Origin of the sequence: Lacisediminihabitans sp. (assembly GCF_036404185.1) — a bacterium.
Taxonomy (GTDB): domain Bacteria; phylum Actinomycetota; class Actinomycetes; order Actinomycetales; family Microbacteriaceae; genus Lacisediminihabitans.
Genome location: NZ_DASWPB010000172.1, coordinates 41,982 through 64,948 on the forward strand (window position 1 = coordinate 41,982; position 22,967 = coordinate 64,948).

The window sequence follows — 22,967 nt, forward strand, 5'->3', positions numbered from 1 at the left end:
TCCCACGCAACGATCGAGGTGAAGGGACGGCCGCGGCGGGCTCAGAGGTCGGACGGGTGCCGATGGTAGCCGCGACGGAGCCGGACGGCCTCCGGCGAGAGCCGCTCGACGTCCTCCCAGAGCACGAGGAACGATCCCCGGTGCCGCCAGGCCAGGAACCGGGCGATGAGCCACGGCGAGTTGACCTTCGTCCGCTCGTAGCCGCCGAAGGACGAGCGGGTGTGCCGCCCGACGATGAACCCGACGAGGCGCGCATCCGCGGGGCGATCGGCGATGTCTGCCGGGATGGCGAACCTGGCGTCGATGACCTCGCCGATCCGATGGCCCTGGACGTCGCGCACCGGAACGGAGAGCAGGTCACTCAGGATCATGTCTGCCCCCGGGGATCCGTCCGATCACGTGCTCGCCGAGCCAGCGCTCCGCCCAGGTCACGTCGAGGGTGTCCGCGGACACCCGCAGGGAGACGACGATGTCCACGGCTCGCACGTCGCCCCAGGCGATGCGATGCAGCCGCGAGGCCGGCGGCCTCCCGCCGAAGATCCGCGTCGCCAGCACCGGCCCGCTGAGCAGGGAGGTGATGACCGGGGCGGTCGTCCCGGCCGGGATAGGCCCCGTCGGCACGTCGCTCAGCTCGAGGTCGCTCACCACGACGACCGGCACTCCATCGACGTCGAGGACCTGCCGGTCGAGCAGGTTCAGTCCCGCGTCGACGATCCTCTCCTCCGGCGCCCGGCTCATTCGCCCGCCCCGGTGATGATCATGAGCGGGATGGCGGCGACGGAGGCCACCACGATGATGACCAGATAGACCATCGCCATCGCGTTGGTCGCCTTCCCGTTGACGTGGTCGCCCATGTACTGCGGATCGTTGGCGACGATGAGGATCGGCAGGTAGGTCAGCGGGAGGGCGATCGCGGAGAACACCACGGAGTACTCGGTAACCAGCACCGGGTCGACGCCGGTCATCAGCACCCCGATCCCGATCAGGAGGCAGACGATCATGGCGACGTGGAATCGGGCCGCCTCCGCGGGTCTGCGGAACTTGCCCCAGGACCAGCCGAAGAACTGGGCGAGCGTGTAGCCGCTCGACAGCGTGGTCTCCAGCGCCGCGCCGAAGGTGGCGGCGACCATCCCCACGACCACGAAGGCGAGGGCGAGCTTGCCACCCGCCTCCGCGACGGGCAGCACCACTTGGGAGAGCGAGTCCACCTCGATGCCGCGAGGCAGCAGCACGACGGCGGCGCAGGCGGCGATCGCGACGGAGAGGAAGCCGCCGAGCGGGAAGCCGACCAGCACGTTGACCCTGGACTGGGACAGGTCCTTGACCGACCACTTCTCCTCCACCGCCCCGGAAGAGAAGAAGAACACCTCGTACGGCGTCATGGCCGCGCCGAAGAGGGCGATGGCGTAGTACCAGTAGGTGGATGCGTGTTCGGAGGAGGGCACGGCCGGGTGGATCGCCTGCGATCCGAGCGCCGCCCAGTGGGGGTGGAGCAGGAACAGGGCGACCGCGAACACGATCAGGGTGAGGCCGAGCAGCCCGGTGACGTTCTCCATGACGCTGAACTTCACCCGCCAGACGACGAGCCAGACCGCGAAGGCGGCCACCGGCATCCACAGCAGCGGCCCGACGCTGGAGGCGAGCTGGAGGGCGAGGGCGACCCCGCCGATCTCCGCCGTCAGCGTCATGAGGTTGATGAGGAAGGATGCGCCGAGGTTGGCGACCCCGGCTCGCGGCCCGAGGCGCTCGCGGATGATCTCGAACGTCGCCCTTCCGCTCACCGCGGCGACCCGCCCGGACATCTGGGCGAAGAGGCAGATGCCCACGACGCCGACGAGGACCACCCAGGCCAGGGACAGGCCGAACCGGGAGCCGACGACGGCGTTGGTCACCAGGTCGCCGATGTCGAGAAAGCCGCCGATGGCGGTCAGCACGCCGAGCGCGAGCCCGAGGATCTTCTTCACCAGAGCCGTCCCAACGTCGTCGACAGTCTCTGCAGCCGCCCCGCCGAGGCCTTCAGGGCAGAACGGACGGCGGCCTCCGCCGGGGCGCCCGCCGTGTGGGCGATGGTCTCTCGCGCGGAGACGATCGCCGAGGCGCCTGCAGCCAGCTCCCCGATGGCCTCCGCCCGCGATCGCCGCTCCGTGCCGGTGGTGACGTCGATCTCCTCGACGCTCGATTGCGCCCCGGTCAGCTCCGTGAGGCTGTCGGACAGCGCGGTGTCGGCGACGGCATACGTCGATCTCCCGTCTGCCCAGGACTCGAAGGCGAGCCGCGCGGACTGAAGCCCCGAGGTCGCGCTCTGGGCCGTGCGAGTCAGGTCCCCGAGCGTGCCGCCCTCCGTGGGCACGCAGCCGGCGAGGCATCCGGCCAGGAGGACCAGCCCGGCCATGGCGATCCACCTCGTGTCCCGGGTCATGCCCTCACGATGCCATGGCCGTCATTTCGGCTGCAACGCCTTGCACACGGGCGAATGAGGAGTAACGGTCGCCGGTCAGGCGATCTCCCTCGCCAGGCCCTCGATGACCCTCACCCCGGGAATCCTCGCCAGGAGCGCCCCCGGCAGCAGGATCTTCGATCGGCGCACGCCGGAGCCGACGATCACGACAGGCTCCTCGATCACGCGGCCGTCCACGTAGACGGGCCAGTCCGCCGGCAGGCCGATGGGGGTGATCCCCCCGTATTCCATCCCCGTGAGCTCGACCGCCCGTTCCATCGGGAGGAAGGATGCCTTCCGCACGTCGAGCAGCCGCTTGACCGTCCCGTTCACATCGGCCCTGGTGCTCGCCAGCACGACACAGGCCGCGATCTTCTCGATGCCGTCCCGCCTGCCGCCCACCACGACGCAGTTGGCCAGCGTGCTGGGATCCAGCCCGAACTCGTCCCTGGTCGCCGCGGTGTCGGAGACGGCGGGGTCGATGTCGGCGACCCCGACCTCGTCGAGCAGGCCGAGGGCGGTGAGCATCGCACCCGTCGGGGCGGCGAACAGGTCGGGCCGCGTTGACGCGGGGACGCTGGTCAGGGTTCCCAGGGTGAACACCCGACCAGCCTATTCGAGCGAGACCAGGGGGCTGCTCTCGAAGCGGCCGAGGAGATCGGCCGCATCGTCGTAGATCGCGACCGCGCCGGCATCGGTCAGCTCACCCGCTCCGGTCCCCCCGCTGAGCAGGGCGATGCACCGGACCCCCGCACGCGCTGCCGCCTCGATGTCCCACACCGAATCGCCGATCATGAGCGCCCGCTCCGGTCGGACGCCGGCCCTACGGAGGGCGACCTCGACGATGTCCGGCGCCGGTTTCGCCTCACCGACGTCGCCGGCGGAGGTGACGGTCGTCACCTCGCCCTCGATGTCCAGCACCGCGCGCAGCATCGCCAGTTCGTCCTCGGGGGCCGAACTCGCCAGCACCGCCTGGAGGCCGTGGTCCGCGACGGCGGCCACGAGCTCCCGCGCCCCGGCGAAGGCCCGCAGAGCGCCGGCCGCCGCCGCGTAGTGCTCGCCGTGCAGCGCGGAGGCCCGCTCGCCGAGCTCCTCCGCCCGATCCCCGAGCAGGGTGCCGAGCAGCTTCTGGGAGTCCATGCCGATGGCTCGATGGATGCGCCAGGAGTCCACCGGAGCCCCGACGTCCGCGAGCGCACGGCTCCACGCAGCGATGTGGGCGTAGTTGGAGTCGACGAGCGTGCCGTCGATGTCGAACAGCACGGCTGGTGCCTTGTCTTCCGTCATGTCCGCCAGGGTAGGCGGCGATGGGACCATGACAAGGGGGATGCGCGACTACGCTTTAACGACTACCGCCCCGTCGAGGAGATCGTGAAACCGCTCAGCGAAACCGACATCCGTTCCAGCATCGTCAACGCCACGCGTGGCGAGATCGACAGGATGCCCCTTCCCGGCCTGCACGAGGTGCTCTGGGACGAGCGCGAGTACCTGGGCTGGAGAGATCATCAGGCCCCCCTGCGCGGATATCTCGTCCACTGGTTGGACGACCGGCCCGTCGGGGTCGTGCTCCGCGCATCCGGCGCCGGCATGCGCCCGGGGATCTCCGCGATGTGCTCCCTCTGCCACACCCCGCAGCCCTCCGACCAGGTGGCCCTGTTCTCCGCGCCGCGCGCCGGTCAGGCCGGCCGCGACGGGAACACCGTCGGCATGTACATCTGCGCCGACCTCGCCTGCTCCCTCATCATCCGGATCACCCCGCCCAAGCTGCCCATGCAGCCCGACCCGGCGGAGATCGTCGCACGCAGAGCAGAGGGCCTCCTGGGCCGCGTGCAGTCGTTCACCGCCGACATCATGAAAACGGCCTGAACCATGACCATCCTCCCCGCCGCCCATCTCGTCGGCAGCATCAACCTTCCCGACGCGGAGACCACGTTCCGCACGGTCAGCGAGCGTCTCGGCCCCCGCCTCCACCGGCTGCCGGACGGCGAGGTCGGCGATCGCTACTACTGGATCCAGTTCCAGAAGGACTACTTCGACCGCACGGCGGGGCTCAGCCGCGTCGGCGAGCGACCCTTCTACATCAGGGACCGCTTCGATGCCAGACCGCTGAGCCTCGACGAGGGATTCGAGCCAGAAAGGCTCGTCTTCCCGACTCTCGGGTACGCGGAGGCGGCGATCGACTCCTATGCGACCTTCGCGCGGCTGAAGTCGGAGGGGATCATCCCCTCCGCCGTGCGATTCCAGGTCAGCCTGCCGACCCCGGCGGGCGTCGTCGGCAGCTTCTTCATCCAGTCCAGCCGCGCGGCGGTCGAACCGGTGTACGAGCGCGCGCTCTTCGGCGAGCTCGACCGCATCCTCGAGGCGATCCCCCACGACCAGCTCGCCATCCAGTGGGACACGGCCCTGGAGTTCGGCTTGCTCGACTCGGCCGAGATCCGTGGCTTCCGCCTCACCTCCTGGTTCGGCGACAGCCACGAGGAGATCCTGGCCGGGGTGATCGAACGGGGGCTGCGCCAGGCCGCCGCCGTCCCCGCCGACGTCGAGGTGGGTTACCACCTCTGCTACGGCGACGTCGAGGAACAGCATTTCACGGAGCCCACCGATGCCGGGCGGCTCGCCGAGGTGCTGACCGGGCTCTTCGCGGGCGCCGCACGCCCGATCACCTGGGTCCACCTGCCCGTGCCGATCGACAGGCACGACGAGGCCTACTTCGCACCGCTGGCGACTGTCGACTGGCCGGACGGGACGGAGATCTACCTCGGCCTGCTGCACCACGAGGACGGCGTCGCGGGCGCACTGCGTCGGGCGGCGACGGCGGCGGCCTTCGTCCCGCCGTTCGGCGTCGCGACGGAGTGCGGTTTCGGCCGCGGGCCGCGCGATCGAACCGAGCTGCTACTCGACCTGCACGAGGCGGTCGTCAGCGCTGCCTAGTCGCGCGACTTCGAGGCGGCCTTGGTCTTCTTGTCCGCGCGCTTCTCCTTGAGGGACTTCGAGGCGACGGTCTTCGCACTGGATTTTTTCGGTGACTTGTCGGCCATGGGGGGGGCTCCTCTGGGCGGGAGCTCGGACGGCTCCCCGTGAGCCATGACACTACGCGGTTAGCCGGGAAGCCGCATCCTCGGCGGAGGCGAGCCGCGCCGCATCCCGCCCGGGCGGCTCGCCGAAGGCCCGTCGGTACTCCCGGCTGAACTGCGACGGGCTGTCGTAGCCCACGAGGTAGCCGATCTCCGCGACGTCGTGCGGCCTCGTCATGAGCAGGGTCCTCGCCTCCTGCAGGCGGATCTGCTTGTGGAACTGGATCGGGGTCATCGAGGTCACCGCCCGGAAATGACGGTGGAACGACGACACACTCAACCCAGCCATGGCCGCAAGGTCGTCGATGCGGATGGTCTCGGTGGAGTGCTGCCTGATCCAGCGGATCGACCTCGAGATCTGGGCCAGACGTCCGTCCGCGAGCCCGATCTGCCGCACGATGCCCCCCTGCTCACCGGTGAGCAGTCGCCAGACGATCTCCCGCTCGTAGGCCGGCCAGAGCACCGGGATGTCGTCGGGCCGATCGAGCAGCCGCAGCAGCCGCGCGATCGGGTCGAGGAGGTCGGGGGCGGCGGCGCTGACGGCGAGGCCTGAGAAGGCGGGCGGCCGATCGCGGACGGTGTTCGACTCGAGCAGCAGCTCGGCGATCATGGCCGGCCTCAGGGACATGCTGAATACGGAGAAGGGCTCGTCGGCGCTCGCACTGACGATGTGCCCGGTCACGGGCAGGTCGACCGAGACGACCAGGAACTCGCCCGCCCGGTACCGATAGGGCCTTCCGTTGACGGAGGTCTCCTTGATGCCCTGCGCGACCACCGCGAGCGACGGCTCCGACATCCCGCTCATCGTCTCCGTCGGCTCGATCGCGGAGGCGATGCTGACGCCGGGGAGGATCGTGCGTTTCACCCCTCCGCCCGCGTGACGTTCGATGAGCATCCGCAGGTCGTCGATCGCGTCCATACCCCACTGAAGCACTCCGGGCGTCGCCTGGCAAGCCGCGGCTGCCACGATCCGGCGACCTTGACCGGATCGTGCAAGGCCGGGGCACCATCGGTCTAGGAGGAACCACAGCCCCGTGATGGCATGGAGACACCATGAGAAATCGGAGAGAGACACGATGAAACGCGTTATCCTCGGTGCCACCGGCCTGTCGGTGAGCCAGTTCGCCCTGGGGGCGATGATGTTCGGCCCGATGGGCAACCCCGATCACGATGAGTCGATCCGCATCATCCACCGCGCCCTGGATGCCGGCATCAACGTCATCGACACCGCGGACGTCTACTCGGCGGGCGAGTCGGAGGAGATCGTCGGGGCCGCGCTGAAGGGACGCCGCGACGAGGTCGTGCTCGCCACGAAGTTCGGCCTGCCGATGGGCGAGGATCCGAACCGGTCGGGCGGCTCGCGCCGGTGGATGACCCGCGCGGTCGAGGACAGCCTGCGCCGCCTCGGGACCGACTACATCGACCTCTACCAGCTCCACCGGTTCGACTACCGGACGGACGTCGGCGAGACGCTCTCGGCGCTGACCGACCTCGTGCGGAGCGGCAAGGTCCGCGCGATCGGATCCTCGACCTTCCCCGCCGAGAAGATCGTCGAGGCGCAGTGGGCGGCGGACAGGCACGGGTACCAGCGTTTCCTCACCGAGCAGCCCCGATACTCGATCCTCACCCGGCGGCTGGAGGGCGCCGTCCTCCCGACGACGGAGAAGTACACCATGGGTGTCCTCACCTACAGTCCCCTCGCCGGCGGCTGGCTCTCCGGCCGCAGCGGCATCTCCTCGAGCCATCGGGCATCCGGCCTGCCGTCCCGGTACGATCCCTCCACGCCGAGCGGACGCGCCAAGGCCGATGCGGTCGCGCGACTGACCGCCATCGCCGAGGAGGGCGGTCTGACCCTCCCGCAGCTCGCGCTGGCCTTCGTCCTGTCGCACCGCGCGGTGACCTCCGTGCTCATCGGGCCGCGGACCCGGGAGCAGCTGGATGGTTTGCTCACCGCGGCGGACCTGACCCTCGACGACGACCAGCTCGACGCCATCGATGCGGTCGTCCCGCCCGGCACGGACGTCGATCCCGCCGACAACTACAACGCGGACTCCCCCGCCCTGCTCGATTCGGCGCTCCGTCGCCGGTGACCGGCGGGGCCCGCTCTCAGTCACGGGCCAGCGCGATCGCCTGGGCGCGGTCGCGCACCCCGAGCTTGGCGAAGAGCGAGTTGATGTGCGTCTTGACGGTGGCAACGGAGATGAAGGCCCTGGCGGCGATCTCCGAGTTGCTCAGCCCCCGTGCGACGAGCGAGAACACCTCGGCCTCCCGCGGCGTGAGCTGCGGAAACCGCTCGCCGAGGGGTGCTGGCGGCCCGGTCAACCGATCGACGAGCCTCGCCCCGACCTCGGGGGCGAAGGTCGCCTGGCCGCGGGCGACCGATCGGATGGCCGACTCCAGCTCCGCCCGCCCGGCGTCCTTCGTCAGATAGCCGCGGGCGCCCGCACGGAGGGCGCCGAGGATGGACTCGTCGTCCGCATAGGTCGTCAGGACGAGCACCGCCGTCGAGGGAGACACCGAGAGGATGCCGGCGGTCGCCGCGGCGCCGTCGAGCACGGGCATCCTCAGGTCCATGAGGACGACGTCCGGCGCCTCGTCTCCGACGAGACGGACGGCTTCCGCGCCGTCGGAAGCGACCCCGACGACCTCGAAGCCGTCAACGAGGGAGAGCACGGTCACCAGGCCGTCGCGCACGGTCGCCTGATCGTCGGCGACCAGGATCCGGATGCCGGTCACGGCGCGCCCACGGAGGCCGAGACGACAAAGCGGCCGTCGCGCTCTCCCGCCGAGAACCGGGAGTCCGGCAGGGCGCGGAACCGCTCGGCCATGCCGGTGAGGCCGTGGCCACCGCCGGGGGTCGCCGACGACGGGGAAGAGATCCGATTGACCACCTCGAGGTCCATCCCGTCTGGCCGCCAACGGAGCCGCAGGGTCACCGGCTTGCCAGGCGCGTGTCTGCGGGCGTTGGTGAGCGACTCTTGGACTGTCCTGGCCACCGCGGTGGCGGTGGCGGGCGGCAGTGGCCAGGGCTCCCCCGACACCCCGAGCTCGACGGCGCTGCCGAGCGAGCGATGGGAGCGGACGAGCTGCTCGATGGTCTCCATCACATCCTGCGGCCCCTGGAGCGGACCGCCGTCGCGCAACGCGTCCACCGCCCTCCGTGCCTCGACCAGGCCGTCGACCGCGAGGGCGCGGGCGTCGTGGACGCGCCGTGCGGCATCCGCGATCCTGTCTGCCTCGAGAAGCGCCTCGACCGCGTCCAGCTGGATGACGAGCCCGCCGAGGCTGTGCGCGAGGACGTCGTGGATGTCCCGCGCGACCGCCTGGCGCTCGGCGAGCACCCGCGCCCTCGCCTGCTCCTCCCGGATGGCCACACGTTCCTCGAGCAGCCTGCGGGACTGCCGCTCCGCAGCACGGAACTGACGCCTGCTCACGCCGGCGAACAGGGCGATGACGATGCCGCCCTCGATCGACAGCAGGCCGAGCACGGGGAGCACGAGGATCGTCGCCCCGACGGCGACCAGCGCGACGGCCAGGAGGGCGAGGGCCACGCCGTGCCGGATCGGCCTCGCCAGATCGGAGACCGCCCGCATGACGGCCACGGCGACGGGCACGATCAGCAGACCGGCCGTGGCGGTCGCGGCGAGCGCCCCGCAGACGGCAGCCGTCAGCAGCAGGGCACCGACGAGCGCCGTCCACTTCCGCGGCACGACGGCGAGCCCGAGCCAGGCGGCGACGGCCAGGTAGGCGGCAACGACGACCCAGGCCGGGAGGACGGTCGCGAACTCCGTCGTCAGGTAGAAGGTGACGATGGCGACGCCGAAGAGGCCGAGCCAGTCGCCAAGGCCCAGCGGGCGTCGTGCGACGGGGTTCACCTGACCATCATCCGCTCGATCGGGCCGGGCCGCCATGGGGCTCAGGCGGCGACCGACTCGAGTGCGGCGATCCGGGCGGCGAAGACGGCGGTGCGCGCGATCCGATTCGCGGCGATCACGATGAGGATGACACCGGTGGAGGCGGCGATCGCCGACCCTGCCTGGGTCGCCCAGACCTCGATGCCGAGTCGCACGGCGATGAGCAGCACCCAGAGCACCGCCCCCAGCCAGCCCGTGCGGCTCTCGAACTCCGGCGCATCCGCCCCATTGCCCTTCACCGGCCGGCCCTCCGGCAGACGGCGGAACCGGGCGATCGACCCCATGAGCGCGCCGAGGCCGAGGGCCACGACGAGCTCGATCACCAGCACCGCCACGTCGAGGCTCGACATCGCGGAGGCGGACTGGCCGGACAGGGTGATCAGCCCGACGATCCCGAGCGCGATCGGCAGGCGCCACATGCGGGAGACCACGACCGGCTGCCATCTCAGCTGGCGACTGGCGATCCACCCCACGAGGACGAGGAGAAGGAGGACGTTGGCGACGGTCTGGAGTGTCATGACCCCAGCCTCCCGTGGCGCCCGCGACGGGAGGAACCACCCCAGGGTGGAGATCGAGACTCCCAGGGCGGTCAAGCGGTCGGATGCGTAGGGTGGTCCAATGGAATCGAGCAACCAGCTGGGAGAGTACCTGCGATCCCGGCGCGAGCTTCTCACGCCGGACGACGTCGGACTGCCCAGCAGCGGCCGCAGGCGGGTGCGCGGCCTGCGCCGGGAGGAGACCGCCCTTCTCGCCGGGATCAGCGTCGAAGACTATCTGCGGATCGAGCAGGGCCTCGATCGGAGTCCGTCGGACGAGGTCCTCGACAGGCTCGCCGCGGCGCTTCGGCTCGACGCGGATGCCACCGCCCACCTGCACCGGATCGCCCATCCGGCCAGCGGCCGTCGGCGCGCGGGATCCGCCCCTGACCTGGCCGGGACCGACGCGGTCGAATCGAGCGGAATCGGACGTGGACCGGTCGGCGAGAGCCTGGTCGCCCTGATCGAGGCCTGGAGCGGGCAGGCGGCCGTCGTGCGGGACGGGCTCATGGACGTGCTCGCCTCGAACGCCCTGGCCCGCGCCCTCGGCCCCGGTTATTCGCCCGGGGAGAACCTGCTCCGCACGCTCTTCCTCGACCCGGCCTCGCCCACGCTCCACCGCGACTGGGAGGAGCTGGCGGCGAGGAGCATCGCGGGGTTGCGCGCCATCGCCGGACCGGAGCTCGACGATCCGCGCCTGGCCCAGCTGGTCGGCGACCTGTCCCTGCGCAGCGAGCGGTTCCGGCAGCTCTGGGCGTCACCGGATGTGCGTCCGACGGGAGGCGGGACCGCCCTGCTGCGCCATCCGCTGGTCGGCGAGCTCGACCTGCGTTATGAGAAGTTCGGGGTCGAGGCGACGGCGGGGCAGGTGCTCGTGGTGTTCCACGCCGAGCCGGGGACCCCGTCCGATGCGGCCATGCGCCGGCTCTCGGCGATCGCGCGCGGCGAGACACATCAGGATTCCCACCGGTCGCTCGTCGAGCCCATCCCGATCGATTCGCGACGTCACACCGGACGGTGACGAGGCGCCGGTCGGCTCCCGGCCGGCCAACGGCTAGGTGCCGCCGGAGCGGCGCCAGAGCGCCCTGACGGCGATCTCCTCCGCGTCGATCGACGCGAGGATGGCCCTCACCGCGCGCTCCTGATAACGACCCTCCGTGCGCGCGGCCAGCACGGCCCTGCGCTCGGCGACGATCATCGCGAGTCGGAGCCTGCTGTAGACGGCCTGTGCCGGCTCCGCACCCTCCTCCGTCGGTCTGGCCATGGTCTCGCCGAGCAGCGCCGCATCCGCCCTGAGCCGCTCGACCACGCTCGCGTCGTCCGTCTCGTCGATCTCGGCATCGAGCTGGACGACCCCGGCCGCCCTCGCCTCCGCCATGAGCATCTGCGCCTCGACCAGTTCCTGGGCCCCGTTCGGCGGCGGCAGTCCCAGCCGCCGGACGACCCAGGGCAGGGCGAGTCCCTGCACCAGGGTGCCGACGACGATCACGAAGGCGAGGAACTGCAGGAAGGCCCGCTGCGGCGTGTGCGCCGGCAGGAGGAACACCGCGGCCAGCGTCACCACGCCGCGCATGCCCGCGAACCCGACCGCGACGCTCGTGGCCCAGCTCCAGCGGCGCTGCCGCAGCCGGTCCGGTCCGAAACGGAAGATCAGGGTCGTCAGAAAGATCCAGGCGAAGCGGGCCAGGGTGAGGAAGAGCAGCATCCCGAGGCAGATGAGCACGACCTGCCAGGGCTCCAGGCCGCTCTCGACCGCGCCGTGCAGGATCCCGGAGAGGTTCAGGCCGATGAACAGGAAGACCGAGTTCTCCAGGAGGAAGCGGATCGTGCGCCAGTTCAGCGACTCCGCGATCCTCGCCTCGGCGGTCTGCACGAGCGGCGAGCGCTGGGCGATGACCAGTCCAGCGACGACGACCGCGAGCACCCCGGAACCGCGCAGCAATTGGGCGGGGATGAAGGCAACGAACGGGGTGATCAGGGACAGGCTCGTATCGAGGACCGGGGCCTTGAGGCTCCGGCGCAGCGAGCTGAGCCCCCAGCCGACGACCAGGCCGAAGGCGAGCCCGACGGCGACGGCGAGGACAAAATCCCCCGCGACCGACCACGGGTTCAGGGTCCCCACGATCGCGGTGATGGCCGCCGAGAGGGCGACGAGGGCGGTCGCGTCGTTGAACAGGCTCTCGCCCTCCAGCACGGTCACGAGCCGGCGAGGGAGGCGCAGTCTGCCCGCCAGCGCGGTCACCGCCACCGCATCCGTCGGCGCGACCACGGCGGCGAAGGCGAAACCCGTCGCGAGGGTGACGGCGGGGACCACGAGCCAGGTGAAGAAACCCACCACGACGACGGTGAAGACCACCAGGAAGACCGACAGGGCGAGGATGCTGTCGCCGCGGGCGCGCACGTCGACGATGGAGGTGCGGATGGCCGCGGCGAAGAGCAGAGGCGGCAGCAGACCGTAGAGGACGAGGTCGGGCTCGATGGTCACCGGCGGGATCCCCGGCAGGAAGGAGACGATGGCCCCCACGACGACGAGCGAGATCGGCGCCGACCAGCCGACCCGGCGGGACAGCCCCGTGACGGCGACGGTCACGAGCACAAACGAGACGATCCAGATGATCGTCTGAACCGAATCCATCCCGTCCCCGCTCCCTCGGCCGCACGTCGAGATTATCCGAGGAATACCCTTTGCGCCGGGACGATTGAGGACAAGTATGGGGACCATGCACGCCATCGGCTACACGACGAACCTGCCAGCGACCGACCGGGATGCCCTCGTCGATCTCGAGCTTCCCGTCCCGTCACCGGCACGGCACGACCTGCTCGTCGCGGTGTTCGCGGTGTCGGTCAATCCCGCCGACGTCAAGCTGCGCGCGGGCTCCGCCCCGGGTGGCGAGGCGCGCATCCTCGGTTTCGATGCCGCCGGGGTCGTCCGCGCTGTCGGCGACGGGGTGACGCTCTTCGCCCCGGGAGACGAGGTCTACTACGCGGGGAGCGTCGACCGTCCCGGCAGCGATGCGGAGTTCCAGCTGGTGGACGAGCGCCTCGTCGGGCGCAAACCGGCGACACTGAGCTTCGAGGACGCGGCGGCCATGCCCCTCACGACGATCACGGCCTGGGAGGTGCTCTTCGAGCGCCTCCGGCTCACCGACAACAGCGGGGGGACGATGCTGGTGATCGGCGCGAGCGGGGGTGTCGGGTCGATGATCCTGCAGCTGGCCAAGCGGCTCGTCCCCGGGCTGCGCCTCATCGCCACGGCCTCGCGTCCGGAGGCGGAGGAGTGGGTGCGTCGTCTGGGCGCGGATGCTGTTGTCAACCACCGTGGGGATCTCGTCGCCCAGGTCCTGGAGACGGCGCCGCACGGGGTCGACTACCTCTTCACCTCCCATTCGGAGGGCCAGATCGAGACCTACGCGGCCATCGTGAAGCCGTTCGGGCACATCGTCGGCATCGACGATCCGGAAGTCCTCGACGTCACCCCGCTCAAGGACAAGAGCATCGCCTGGCATTGGGAGTTCATGTTCACCCGCCCGGTCCAGCAGACGCCGGACATGGTTGACCAGCACGAGCTGCTCGACCAGGTCGCGTTTCTGGTGGACGCCGGACGCATCGTCAGCACCGCCACGACGCGCCTCTCGCCGCTCGACGCCGAACGGCTACGCGAGGCTCATCGCCTGGTGGAGTCGGGGAGTGTCATCGGCAAGGTGGTCGTCTCCCGGCAGCCCTAGCGAAGGACTCAGACCGAGACGGTCGAGAGCACCTCGTCGAGAACGGCCGAGGCCTCCTCGTCCGTGGAGTTCTGGGCGAGAGCGAGCTCGGAGATCAGGATCTGACGGGCCTTGAGCAGCATCCGCTTCTCGCCCGCGGAGACGCCGTGGTCCTGGTCGCGACGCCAGAGGTCGCGAACGACCTCGCTGACCCGGTAGACGCTGCCGCTGCCCATCTTCTCGGTGTTGGCCTTGAACCGGCGGGACCAGTTGCCGGGCTCCTCCACCACGTCGCTGCGCAACACCTCGAAGACCGCCTCGACACCGGCGCTGTCGATGACGTCCCTGATCCCGATGAGCTCGGCGTTGTCGACGGGGAGCTCGATCGTCAGGTCGCTCGCGTGGACGTTGAGGGTGATGTACCGCTTGTCCTCACCCTTGATGGTGCGGGTCGTGACCGCGGTGATCGTGGCCGCTCCGTGATGAGGGTAGACGACGGTCTCGCCAACTTGGAAAATCATGTATAACTGCCTTCAATCGTTATCTGGGCATCGCAAACGGACCGGACCGCACGGATCGAGCGACCTGATCGACCGGCCACTCGGGCAGACATGAACGCGGTTCCGAATCCAACGCTCTGTAACAGTTTAACGTGTGATCGGCGGTTTAAATTGCACGGGTGCCCCGGCGGGCGTCTATGCTATGCGCGAATGGCCCGAGCGGCCCGGTGCTCTGCGGCGGAAAGCGGCATCCCGCGTCCCGTCTCCGATGATCGATCCGGCCTTGAGTATCGAACATATGTTCGAATAGACTGGCGGCATGACCATCGCCTTCCAGCCATCGCTCTTCGACCAAGCCGGCGCCGATGCGGAGCTCGAGCCGCTCGATGGCGCGATGCAGCGCATCGACCTCGAGGACGGGGCCTGGGTGGATCTGCGGCCGGGATGGGTGTCGAATTCGGATGCCCTGTTCGAGCGCCTCGCCCAGGACGTTCCCTGGAGGGCGGACAGGCGGCAGATGTACGACCGCGTGGTCGAGGTCCCCCGCCTGGTGTCGTGGTTCGGGCAGGGGGCGCCCCTCCCCGACCCCGTGCTGGAGCGGGCGATGTCGGGGCTCAACGAGCATTACCGTCCGGTCCGGGACCAGCTGTTCCGCACCGCGGGGCTGTGCTTCTACCGCACGGGAGACGACAGCGTGGCCTGGCACGGCGACCGGGTCGGCAGGACGATCGACAGGGACACGATGGTCGCCATCGTCTCGGTGGGCGAACCGCGCCTCCTGTCCCTGCGGCCACGATCGGGAGGGCCGGTCCGGCGATTCCCGCTCGGGCACGGCGACCTCATCGTCATGGGCGGCAGCTGCCAGCGGACGCACGAGCACGCCATCCTCAAGACCACGCGTGCGGTCGGGCCGCGGATCAGTGTGCAGTTCCGCCCGGTCTGGCCGAAATAGCCGCCGGGGAACACCCGCTCGGAGCCCCGCTAGGCCACACCGAGGACGAGCACCACGCCGAGCGCGAGGGCGGCGAGCACGAGGGCGGCGACGAACATCGTGGCGAGCGGAGCCCCGGCCGCCACCCGCTCGACGTCGCCTCCCACCAGCGCCTCGTGCACCCGGCGATAGCGATGGCCGGCGAACGCATAGGAGGCAACGGCCAGAACCAGAGCGAGAAAGGCCGCCGCCGCCCCGACCGGCCCGAAGACAGGGCTGGCCACCCGCACCCCCGCGGCGCTGATCACCGCGAACGACAGCGAGGTGCGACGCCAGGCGAGCAGGGTGCGCTCCGGTTGAAGGCCACGATCGAACGGGACGTCCGGGTCGATCACAACAGCAGCCCGATCACCAGCAGGATCGCGGCGCAGACGATGCCGACGATCATCAGCACACCGAGAGCCGGTGCGGGCAGCGCACGATTGTCGCGCAGGGCGCGTTCGGTCCGCACCCACCCGATCCCGGCCTGGACGGCGGCGAGGATGCCGAGACAGACGAAGACGATGGCCGAGGCGAACCGAAGTCCCGATTGAATGGGCAGCTTCACCGCCTCGAGCGCCACGCCGGCGGCCAACAGGGCGAGTGCGGTGCGGATCCAGGCGAGGAAGGTGCGCTCGTTCGCCAGGCTGAAACGGGGATCCGGCTCCGAACCGCGCCGGTAGACGAAGCCGGGGAAGCGCCGATCCGCCGGACCGGATTCCGGATCGATGGGCATCCCGCCGTTGCCGCCGGACACTATTTCTTGAAGGCCTTGACGATGCGCGCGAGCGAGCGGCCCGCCACCCAGGCCACGGGGATCGAGACGGCGAGCAGCGCGATGGGATTGGGCCGGAAACGGACGCCGTCCGGGCCGCCGACATAGGCGCCGATCGGAACGCTCCCCGCGGTACCACCGCCCCCGCCGTTGTCTCCGTCGTCGCCGCCCCCGCCGAATCCGAAGCCGACCAGGGCCACGGGGATCAGCTCGACCCCGCCGATGCTGACCTTGTCTCCATAACTCGCCGTCACGTTCGCCGACGTCACCGACTGCGCCAGGCGCTCAACCACATTCGTCATGCTGCCGACCCTAACGCCCCGGGAGATCGGCCGGTAGACCGAAAAGCCGCCGATGTCGGTGGAATAAAGCAGACTACTCGTGCGCTTGCTCCATAGACACAGACACGGTACGACTCTCGCTCCCGGGCACAGCCGCCCTCTCGCCTCAGCGGCTCATCCGCTGCCTCTCCGACAGGATCCCCCGAATGTCCGATATCACCCTCTCAACTCCGGGAACCGAGACCTCCGACGAGGAGCGCGCGGTCGGCGCCCGCAACCGCCTCGTCATCGGCGTGCTGCTGGTCTCCACCTTCGTGGTCATCCTCAATGAGACCATCATGGGTGTCGCCCTCCCGCGGCTCACCGTCGATCTCGGGATCACCGCGGGGGCGGCGCAGTGGCTGACGGCGGCGTTCATGCTGACCATGGCAGTCGTCATCCCGATCACCGGTTTCCTGCTCCAGCGGTTCCACACCAAGCCGCTGTTCATCACCGCCATGACCCTGTTCAGCACGGGCACCCTGATCGCCGCCATCGCGCCCGGGTTCGAGATCCTGCTCGTCGGCCGGGTCGTGCAGGCCAGCGGAACCGCGATCGTGTTCCCGCTGCTCATGACCACCGTGATGAACCTCGTTCCTTCCGCCTCCCGGGGACGGATGATGGGCAACATCTCGATCGTCATCTCCGTCGCTCCCGCTGTCGGCCCGACGATCTCGGGGCTCATCCTCAGCGTCTTCGACTGGCGATGGATGTTCCTGCTGGTGCTGCCCATCGCCCTCGCCGCGCTCGTCGTCGGCGGCTTCCTCATCAAGAACGTGACCGAGCCCAGGCCGACCCGGTTCGACCCGCTCTCGGTCGTCCTCGCGGCGTTCGGATTCGGCGGTCTCGTCTACGGCCTGAGCAACCTCGGCTCCCCCGGCGGCATCGGCGCGGTGTCCGGATGGCTCCCGCTCGCCGTGGGCGTCGTGGCCCTCGTGCTCTTCGTGCTCCGCCAGTCGCATCTGCAGCGCACCGACGAGGCGCTGCTGGATCTGCGCACCTTCCGGTCGACCACCTTCACCTTCTCGATCGTCATGTTCACCATCAGCATGATGGCGATGTTCGGGACGATCGTGCTGCTGCCGTTCTTCATGCAGGACGTGCTGAAGATCGACTCCCTGAACACCGGCCTCCTGCTGCTGCCCGGCGGCCTCATCACCGGCCTGCTCGCGCCGTTCGTCGGTCGGGTCTACGACAGGGTCGGACCGACCGGCCTGCTGGTGGCCGGGGCGATCATCGTCAGCGCCGCACTCTGGTCGCTGACCATGCTCGACCAGCACAGCTCCTTCTGGTGGCTGCTCGCCGGGCACGTCACGCTCAGCATCGGGCTGGCGCTGCTGTTCACCCCGCTGTTCAGCGCGAGCCTCGGATCCCTGCGGCCGGAGCTGTACTCCCACGGCAGCGCGATCGTCGGGACCATCCAGCAGCTCGCCGGAGCGGCCGGCACGGCGCTGTTCGTGACGGTCATGTCCTCGCACGCCGCGACCCTCGCCGCCGGCGGTGCCTCCGCCGTCGCCGCGACCGCCGGTGGCATCCGGCAGGCCTTCGTCTACGGGGCGATCATCTCGCTGCTGGCCATCCCCGCCGCCTTCTTCGTCCGCAAGACGCCGGATGCTGCTCAGAACGTGACCGCCGGGCACTGACCCGCGGCACGGAGGGACGTCACCCGGGCGTATATTCGGGGAAAAGCCGACTTGACTTGGGTCAGGAATGGAGGTTCCCGGATGGCCGCGATCAGGGGATATTCGGCGGCTCAGCTGCGCGCCGCCGAGGCACCCCACCTGGCCGCCGGGGAGCCGCTCATGCGGATGGCCGCGGCGGCCCTCGCCGATGAGATCCGCCGCCTGCTCGATGTCCAGCCGAGCCGCGTGCTGCTGCTGATCGGCTCGGGGAACAACGGCGGCGACGCCCTCTACGCCGGCGCGGAGCTCGCGGCGGAGGGGATCGAGGTCTGGATCCTGCCCACCGGGCCACGGATGCACGAGGAGGCCCTGGCCGCGGCGACGGGAGCCGGCGCGCGCATCGCGCAGAAGACCGACACCCTGCGACTCGCGCGCGAGGCCGACGTCATCGTGGACGGCATCCTGGGGACGGGCACGAGCGCGGATCCGGCGCTTCGTGGTGAGGCGCGGGAGATCGTCGCGGCCATCCTTCCCGTGCTCGCCGAGCAGATCGTCGTCGCCGTCGACATTCCGAGCGGGATCGGTCCGGACGACGGCTCCGTGCCCGACCCGATCGTCCTCCCCGCCGACGTGACGGTCACCTTCGGCGGGTACAAGGCTGGACTGCTGCTGCCTCCGGCCGCCGCGCTGGCCGGCCGCGTCCGGCTTGTCGACATCGGGCTCGAGGCCGACCTCGCCGGTCTCGAGCCGCTGGTCACCGTCGCCGAACCCGCGGACTAGAAGAAGTCGCCGCCGCCGAAGTCGCCGCCACCACCGAAGTCGCTCCCGCCGAAGTCGGAACCGCCGTCGTAGTCCGCCGCGCCGTAGTCGGCGCCGTCCGCGCTCGCGTCGACCGTGTCCGCCCCCGAACCGTCCTGATCGCCGGCATCGGAGCCGGCATCCGAGCCGTCGGCGGTCCCCGCGTCGCCTCCATTGTCCATCGGCATGAAGGCGCTCACCAGCGCGGAGCCGATGACGTAGCCGGCGACGCTGCCGAGCAGGGAGCTGGCGAACAAACCACCGAGGCCGGGACCGCCCAGGCCCGCGCCGCCGAGGGTGCGGGTGAGGCTGCCGGGCTGCTGGATCTCCGCGCGGGTGGCCGCCTGCGCGAGCGTCGCCGGCCGGGCATCCGCGGGGCGCTCGCTCGGTGTCTCGGCGTTCGCGGTGAGCTGTTGAAACAGGATGTCGCGTTGCTTCGGGGTGAGCTTGGAGAAGGCCTCGGTGTGCACCTGCTCGATCGTCTCCGGCGGGGCGGTGCGCAACAGATATCGGTAGCGCTCGACGGCGAGCTGGTCCTCATCCCGCCGGGGACGCTGCTCGTCCCGCTGCGGTTCGTCTCGGCCCAGAAGGCGGTCCAGGAATCCCATGGTGTGCTCCTTGTCACTCGATGTGGCGGGGTACGGGCTCCAAGTATCGGAGGAAATCCTGACGATGTGCTGGTTTTTCCCGTCGCGCGTGCATAACTCCTGCACTCCTCGCCCGGGCCGTCTCCGGCGGCAGGAACCATCCCGTATCCGCGGGCGGGCGTGGGCACGTCCGGGAAGCCCACGGGGTCTTCCGGAAAACTGCAGGAGTTGTGCACGGCGAGCAGGAGCGGCCCGGCCCGGTGGTAAGCCCTAGCGGTCGACCCCGGGAGCGGCGCGGGTCTCGTCGAGCCGGACGCGAGGCATCCAGGGCACGATTCCGAGGAGTGAGAACACGAGGATCAGCTCGACCAGCCCTGCCCCGAAATACAGGCCCTGCAGGAACCCGAAGCCCTGGATCATGACGGTCTCGATGAGGATCCAGATGAGCATGGCGAACCCGGCCACCGCCGCCCACAGCAGGCCGGAGTCCCGGCGCAGGATCAGCAGCGCGGCCGCCGCCGTCTGGGTGCCGCCGATGACGATCAGCAGGATGAGCCCCGGCAGGAGGAACGAGGTGAACGGGCTGTTCTCCAGCATCGACATCGGCATGCCGATGCCGTCGGTCACGAGGATGGCGATGCCGCCGCCCAGGGCAGAGACGGCGGAGAACACCGTCACGACGATCGCCGCCCACCTGGCCGCACGGGTCATGGTCTGTGCTCGCACGTTACGTCTCTCTCCCGATCTGCCCGTGTCTCCAGGGCCGTCTGTCGACAACCGCGTCCGGGTCATACCTCACCGGCTGCGTCCGAGTGACGGTTTTCTCGAAGGGTAGGGAAGGCCGCCTTTCGGTACCAGGGCCCAAAGTCCCATGGATGCACCGGGCCTCCCCAATGCCGCCCGTCAGTGGAACAATGGTTCGATGCCCCAGGTAGAGATAGCAACCGTCCCATACACCGTCTCCGCCGATTACCTCGCGACAGTGGGTGCCGACTTCGACTCGGAGGCGGTGGATGACGCGGTCCTGGCGGAACTGAACAAGCTCGTTCCCCTCGGGGTCGTCGTCCACCGCAACGGCAAGGCCTACGCGGACGAGGATGTTGTGGAGATCGCCAGACGCATCGACTGGAGCGCTCTGCTCACGCGGATCGACATCGACCAGATCCTGGCGGAGCACGGCCGCTAACCGAACCCGAGCCAGCGCGTTCCCCGCACCCTCAGCCCGAGGGTGAGCGCGCGAATCCCGAGATAGCCGAGTCCGAAGGCGCTCCACAGCGCCAGCAGGCTGTCGGCCTGCACCGCCAGCCACAGCAGCGGCAGATAGACGGCCACGTTGACGAGCCCACTCAGCGCCAGGTAGCGGGAGTCGGCCGCCCCGATCAACACGCCGTCGAGCACGAAGACGAAACCGGCCAGCGGCACGCCGACCGCCATCACGAGGATGACCGGGACGAGGGCGGACTCGACGTCGGCCTCCCCCGTGAACACCCTGCCGAGAATCGGGGACAGACCCGCGAGCACAACACCGATCGCGAGGCCGGAGAGCAGACCGAACCGCACCAGCCGGCGCTCGACCTGCAGGACCCGCTCCGGGTGGGCGGCGCCGAGCCCGTGGCCGACCATGGCCTGGCCGGCGATCGCGAGCGCATCCAGCACGAAGGCGAGCAGCGAGAAGACGGAGAGGGCGATCTGGAGCGCCGCGAGGTCGGTGACGCCGAGCAGGCTGCCCGCGAACACGGTCGCGAGCATCGCCAGGCGCAGGGCCGCCGTGCGCAGCAGCAGCCAGCCGCCGGATGCCGCGGCGAGGGTCACGCCGTTCAGGCCGGGCCGCATCCGCGCCCCGTTCCTCCGTGCGAGCCGGACGACGGTGCCGACGAACAGGGCGGCCATCCCCCACTGGGCGATCACCGTGCCCGCGGCGGAGCCGGCGATTCCCCAGTGCAGGCCGTAGATCAGGACCGCGTTGAGGGCGGCGTTGACCGCGAACCCGATCGTGACGATGACGAGCGGCGTGCGGGTGTCCTGCAGGCCGCGCAGGAGGCCGGTCGCCGCCAGGACGATCAGCATCGCGGGCAGCCCCCAGATCGAGATCGACAGATAGGTGCTCGCCTCGGCGGTCACCCGTCCGCTCGCGCCGAAGAGCGACGCCACCCCCGGAGCGAAGAACAGGCCGAGCACGAGCAGCACCGCCCCGACCGCCAGCGCCAGCCACATCCCGTCGATGCCGGCATGCACCGCGGCGCGGCGATCGCCCGCGCCGATCAGCCGCGCGACCGCCGGGGTCGTCGCGTAGGCGAGGAAAACGAGCAGCCCGACCGCCGTCTGCAGCACCGAGCTGGCGATGCCGAGGCCCGCGAGCGCGGAATCGCCGAGGTGCCCGACCAGGGCGGTGTCGACCAGGAGGAACAGCGGCTCGGCGACCAGCGCCGCGAGGGTGGGTCCGGCCAGACGCAGGATCTCACGATCAAGGGGATTGCGGAGCGGCACCCCGCCAGGGTATCCGAGGCCGGCGACGGGCGGGCGCTCAGGCCCGGCGGGCGACCGCCGGAACCGTCGGGACCGCACCGTCCGGGCGCCAGTACCGCCTGCGCAGCAGCGCCCGCTCGCCGAGGGTCCACGCCGTCGTGGTCGTCAGGTACAGCGTCGCGGCGAGCGGCACGATCGCCGCGAAGACGATCGTGATGAACGGCAGCCAGCTGAGCGCGTGTGTGAGCCCCGGCAACGGGCCGGCCTGGGGCAGTGCGAGACGCAGAGTGGTGCGCCTGGTCGCCCAGGCCGTGACTCCCAGAAGAGCGAAGAGCACAAGATAAACGAGGATGCCCGGCCAGGCCGCGGCCGATCCGGCCAGGTGCACGAAGGAGGTGCCGAGGGGCACCCCGAAGAGGTGCTGACCGAGCAGGGCGTTGGCGTGCCCGTCGACCGAGCTGCGCACGAACAGCGCGTAGACGAACGAGAGCACGGGCGCCTGGGCGAGGGCGGGGAGCATCCCCGCGAACGGGGAGGCCTTCTCCTCCCGGTAGAGCTCAAGCGTCTTCTGCTGCAGGAGCTGCGGGTTCTTCGTGTACCTGCGCTGCAGCGCCTGCAGCCTGGGGGCGAGCCTGCGGCGGTTCCACTCCGCCTTCACCTGGGAGATGCCGACGGGGACGAGTGCACCGCGCACCAGGACGGTGAGCACGACGATGGCGATGGCCGCGCTGGCGCCGCCGGTGAGAGGAGAGAGCAGTGCGGCCAGGTGCTCAACGCCCTGATAGGCGATGTCGAGCACGGCGGCGATGGGGGCAAACGAAAAGAGGTCCACGGAAGAGTCCTTCTGTACGGAAACGGATGGGATGGCCAGGTGGCCACGCGGCATCCGCTCTGTGCGGACTGTTACGCGGCCGGGATGGGCCGCGAAGGAGCTCTGGTGCGAGGGCGTCCCGCGGTGGACGGATGCTGCGGAGCGGGCATCCGGTTCATCACCTCGCGGTGCGCGTGTGCGCGCTCGCCCACGTTCAGCTCGCGGGAGCTGACGACGATGGCGGCATATCGCACGGCGATCGCCGAGGCGATCGCGACCGTCGCGATGCTCGCGACGATGAGGGAGGTCGACCCGCCATGGGCGACCGAGAGCGCAAGCATCAGCAGGGTGACGGCCATGACCGTTCTCTGGCGGAGGATGCGCATGGTTCGACCCTAATGCTCCGTGCGACTCTTCGGCAGGCCGTGGAGGGCCATTCGCTGAGGGCGAAGC

The 22,967-nt window shown here is 70.1% G+C and carries 29 protein-coding genes; 9 read left to right on the forward strand and 20 right to left on the reverse strand.

Annotated features, from left to right (window positions below):
* Positions 1–41: 41 nt before the first annotated feature.
* From VGC18_RS12435 to VGC18_RS12460, 6 genes are all read right to left on the reverse strand, one after another.
* On the reverse strand, positions 42–371 hold the full coding sequence (locus VGC18_RS12435) for a PRC-barrel domain containing protein (RefSeq protein ID WP_331097826.1): 330 nt from the start codon (positions 369–371) through the stop codon (positions 42–44).
* Positions 358–738 (reverse strand): hypothetical protein, encoded by a 381-nt coding sequence (locus VGC18_RS12440; RefSeq protein ID WP_331097828.1) that lies wholly within the window; start codon positions 736–738, stop codon positions 358–360. Before VGC18_RS12440 ends, VGC18_RS12435 begins: the two co-directional genes overlap by 14 nt.
* Positions 735–1,964 carry an NRAMP family divalent metal transporter gene (locus VGC18_RS12445; RefSeq protein WP_331097829.1) on the reverse strand — a complete coding sequence of 410 codons (1,230 nt, stop codon included), beginning with the start codon at positions 1,962–1,964 and terminating at the stop codon, positions 735–737. Before VGC18_RS12445 ends, VGC18_RS12440 begins: the two co-directional genes overlap by 4 nt.
* Positions 1,961–2,419, reverse strand: a complete 459-nt coding sequence (locus VGC18_RS12450) for a hypothetical protein (RefSeq protein WP_331097831.1) — start codon at positions 2,417–2,419, stop codon at positions 1,961–1,963. The genes VGC18_RS12445 and VGC18_RS12450 overlap by 4 nt, the downstream gene beginning before the upstream one ends.
* 75 nt (positions 2,420–2,494) lie before the next feature.
* Positions 2,495–3,040 carry a YbaK/EbsC family protein gene (locus VGC18_RS12455; protein ID WP_331097833.1) on the reverse strand — a complete coding sequence of 182 codons (546 nt, stop codon included), beginning with the start codon at positions 3,038–3,040 and terminating at the stop codon, positions 2,495–2,497.
* Between the two features lie 9 nt (positions 3,041–3,049).
* Entirely contained in the window at positions 3,050–3,724 is a 675-nt protein-coding gene (locus tag VGC18_RS12460) for an HAD family hydrolase (RefSeq protein ID WP_331097835.1), read from the reverse strand.
* Positions 3,725–3,808: 84 nt separating this feature from the next.
* On the opposite strand from VGC18_RS12460, the gene VGC18_RS12465 reads away from it, so the two are divergent.
* Together VGC18_RS12465 and VGC18_RS12470 are read left to right on the forward strand one after the other, a co-directional pair.
* A complete protein-coding gene (locus tag VGC18_RS12465) occupies positions 3,809–4,303 on the forward strand; it encodes an FBP domain-containing protein (protein ID WP_331097837.1) in 495 nt (164 codons plus the stop codon).
* 3 nt (positions 4,304–4,306) lie between these two features.
* A complete protein-coding gene (locus VGC18_RS12470) occupies positions 4,307–5,368 on the forward strand; it encodes a hypothetical protein (RefSeq protein WP_331097839.1) in 1,062 nt (353 codons plus the stop codon).
* Positions 5,369–5,527: 159 nt separating this feature from the next.
* Here VGC18_RS12470 and VGC18_RS12475 read toward each other — a convergent pair whose 3' ends face one another.
* On the reverse strand, positions 5,528–6,445 hold the full coding sequence (locus tag VGC18_RS12475; RefSeq protein ID WP_331097841.1) for an AraC family transcriptional regulator: 918 nt from the start codon (positions 6,443–6,445) through the stop codon (positions 5,528–5,530).
* 142 nt (positions 6,446–6,587) lie between these two features.
* Here VGC18_RS12475 and VGC18_RS12480 point away from each other — a divergent pair, with 142 nt between their 5' ends.
* Entirely contained in the window at positions 6,588–7,601 is a 1,014-nt protein-coding gene (locus tag VGC18_RS12480; RefSeq protein WP_331097843.1) for an aldo/keto reductase, read from the forward strand.
* 16 nt (positions 7,602–7,617) lie between these two features.
* Here VGC18_RS12480 and VGC18_RS12485 read toward each other — a convergent pair whose 3' ends face one another.
* Genes VGC18_RS12485 through VGC18_RS12495 form a run of 3 tightly spaced genes read right to left on the reverse strand, consistent with a single transcriptional unit; the run spans position 7,618 to position 9,943 of the window.
* Entirely contained in the window at positions 7,618–8,247 is a 630-nt protein-coding gene (locus tag VGC18_RS12485; protein WP_331097845.1) for a response regulator transcription factor, read from the reverse strand.
* Positions 8,244–9,386, reverse strand: coding sequence for a sensor histidine kinase (locus VGC18_RS12490; protein WP_331097847.1), 1,143 nt, complete (start codon positions 9,384–9,386; stop codon positions 8,244–8,246). The genes VGC18_RS12485 and VGC18_RS12490 overlap by 4 nt, the downstream gene beginning before the upstream one ends.
* Positions 9,387–9,427: 41 nt before the next feature.
* A complete protein-coding gene (locus VGC18_RS12495; RefSeq protein ID WP_331097849.1) occupies positions 9,428–9,943 on the reverse strand; it encodes a hypothetical protein in 516 nt (171 codons plus the stop codon).
* 100 nt (positions 9,944–10,043) lie between these two features.
* Between VGC18_RS12495 and VGC18_RS12500 the strand changes: the two genes are divergently transcribed.
* Positions 10,044–10,982: a helix-turn-helix domain-containing protein gene (locus VGC18_RS12500; protein ID WP_331097851.1), complete on the forward strand. Its 939-nt coding sequence runs from the start codon at positions 10,044–10,046 to the stop codon at positions 10,980–10,982.
* A gap of 33 nt (positions 10,983–11,015) precedes the next feature.
* On the opposite strand, the gene VGC18_RS12505 is transcribed toward VGC18_RS12500, so the two are convergent.
* Positions 11,016–12,596, reverse strand: coding sequence for a cation:proton antiporter (locus VGC18_RS12505; RefSeq protein ID WP_331097853.1), 1,581 nt, complete (start codon positions 12,594–12,596; stop codon positions 11,016–11,018).
* A 76-nt stretch (positions 12,597–12,672) separates the two neighbouring features.
* Here VGC18_RS12505 and VGC18_RS12510 point away from each other — a divergent pair, with 76 nt between their 5' ends.
* Positions 12,673–13,686, forward strand: coding sequence for a zinc-binding alcohol dehydrogenase family protein (locus tag VGC18_RS12510; protein WP_331097855.1), 1,014 nt, complete (start codon positions 12,673–12,675; stop codon positions 13,684–13,686).
* An 8-nt stretch (positions 13,687–13,694) separates the two neighbouring features.
* Here the strand turns inward: VGC18_RS12510 and VGC18_RS12515 are convergent, their stop codons facing one another.
* A complete protein-coding gene (locus VGC18_RS12515; protein WP_331097857.1) occupies positions 13,695–14,186 on the reverse strand; it encodes a CarD family transcriptional regulator in 492 nt (163 codons plus the stop codon).
* A gap of 298 nt (positions 14,187–14,484) precedes the next feature.
* On the opposite strand from VGC18_RS12515, the gene VGC18_RS12520 reads away from it, so the two are divergent.
* Complete coding sequence (locus VGC18_RS12520; RefSeq protein WP_331097859.1) at positions 14,485–15,117, forward strand: alpha-ketoglutarate-dependent dioxygenase AlkB; 633 nt, start codon at positions 14,485–14,487, stop codon at positions 15,115–15,117.
* Positions 15,118–15,146: 29 nt separating this feature from the next.
* Here the strand turns inward: VGC18_RS12520 and VGC18_RS12525 are convergent, their stop codons facing one another.
* Genes VGC18_RS12525 through VGC18_RS12535 form a run of 3 tightly spaced genes read right to left on the reverse strand, consistent with a single transcriptional unit; the run spans position 15,147 to position 16,212 of the window.
* Positions 15,147–15,491, reverse strand: coding sequence for a DUF202 domain-containing protein (locus VGC18_RS12525; RefSeq protein WP_331097862.1), 345 nt, complete (start codon positions 15,489–15,491; stop codon positions 15,147–15,149).
* On the reverse strand, positions 15,488–15,892 hold the full coding sequence (locus VGC18_RS12530; RefSeq protein WP_331097864.1) for a YidH family protein: 405 nt from the start codon (positions 15,890–15,892) through the stop codon (positions 15,488–15,490). The genes VGC18_RS12525 and VGC18_RS12530 overlap by 4 nt, the downstream gene beginning before the upstream one ends.
* Positions 15,892–16,212 (reverse strand): hypothetical protein, encoded by a 321-nt coding sequence (locus VGC18_RS12535; protein ID WP_331097866.1) that lies wholly within the window; start codon positions 16,210–16,212, stop codon positions 15,892–15,894. The genes VGC18_RS12530 and VGC18_RS12535 overlap by 1 nt, the downstream gene beginning before the upstream one ends.
* 185 nt (positions 16,213–16,397) lie before the next feature.
* Between VGC18_RS12535 and VGC18_RS12540 the strand changes: the two genes are divergently transcribed.
* Together VGC18_RS12540 and VGC18_RS12545 are read left to right on the forward strand one after the other, a co-directional pair.
* Entirely contained in the window at positions 16,398–17,873 is a 1,476-nt protein-coding gene (locus tag VGC18_RS12540) for a DHA2 family efflux MFS transporter permease subunit (RefSeq protein ID WP_331097868.1), read from the forward strand.
* Positions 17,874–17,954: 81 nt separating this feature from the next.
* Positions 17,955–18,632: an NAD(P)H-hydrate epimerase gene (locus VGC18_RS12545; protein WP_331097870.1), complete on the forward strand. Its 678-nt coding sequence runs from the start codon at positions 17,955–17,957 to the stop codon at positions 18,630–18,632.
* Here the strand turns inward: VGC18_RS12545 and VGC18_RS12550 are convergent.
* Complete coding sequence (locus tag VGC18_RS12550) at positions 18,629–19,258, reverse strand: hypothetical protein (RefSeq protein WP_331097872.1); 630 nt, start codon at positions 19,256–19,258, stop codon at positions 18,629–18,631. The two genes, VGC18_RS12545 and VGC18_RS12550, sit on opposite strands and share 4 nt — an antisense overlap.
* Before the next feature lie 249 nt (positions 19,259–19,507).
* Positions 19,508–19,963 (reverse strand): hypothetical protein, encoded by a 456-nt coding sequence (locus VGC18_RS12555; RefSeq protein WP_331097875.1) that lies wholly within the window; start codon positions 19,961–19,963, stop codon positions 19,508–19,510.
* A 196-nt stretch (positions 19,964–20,159) separates the two neighbouring features.
* On the opposite strand from VGC18_RS12555, the gene VGC18_RS12560 reads away from it, so the two are divergent.
* Positions 20,160–20,423, forward strand: coding sequence for a hypothetical protein (locus VGC18_RS12560; protein WP_331097878.1), 264 nt, complete (start codon positions 20,160–20,162; stop codon positions 20,421–20,423).
* Here the strand turns inward: VGC18_RS12560 and VGC18_RS12565 are convergent.
* The 3 genes from VGC18_RS12565 to VGC18_RS12575 all read right to left on the reverse strand — a co-directional run bounded on the left by VGC18_RS12565 (position 20,420) and on the right by VGC18_RS12575 (position 22,900).
* On the reverse strand, positions 20,420–21,724 hold the full coding sequence (locus VGC18_RS12565; RefSeq protein ID WP_331097879.1) for an MATE family efflux transporter: 1,305 nt from the start codon (positions 21,722–21,724) through the stop codon (positions 20,420–20,422). The genes VGC18_RS12560 and VGC18_RS12565 overlap by 4 nt on opposite strands.
* Positions 21,725–21,761: 37 nt before the next feature.
* The gene (locus VGC18_RS12570) at positions 21,762–22,535 is read right to left on the reverse strand and encodes a YidC/Oxa1 family membrane protein insertase (protein ID WP_331097881.1); all 774 of its coding nucleotides are present in this window, start codon (positions 22,533–22,535) and stop codon (positions 21,762–21,764) included.
* 71 nt (positions 22,536–22,606) lie between these two features.
* Positions 22,607–22,900: a hypothetical protein gene (locus VGC18_RS12575; protein WP_331097884.1), complete on the reverse strand. Its 294-nt coding sequence runs from the start codon at positions 22,898–22,900 to the stop codon at positions 22,607–22,609.
* Positions 22,901–22,967: the final 67 nt, after the last annotated feature.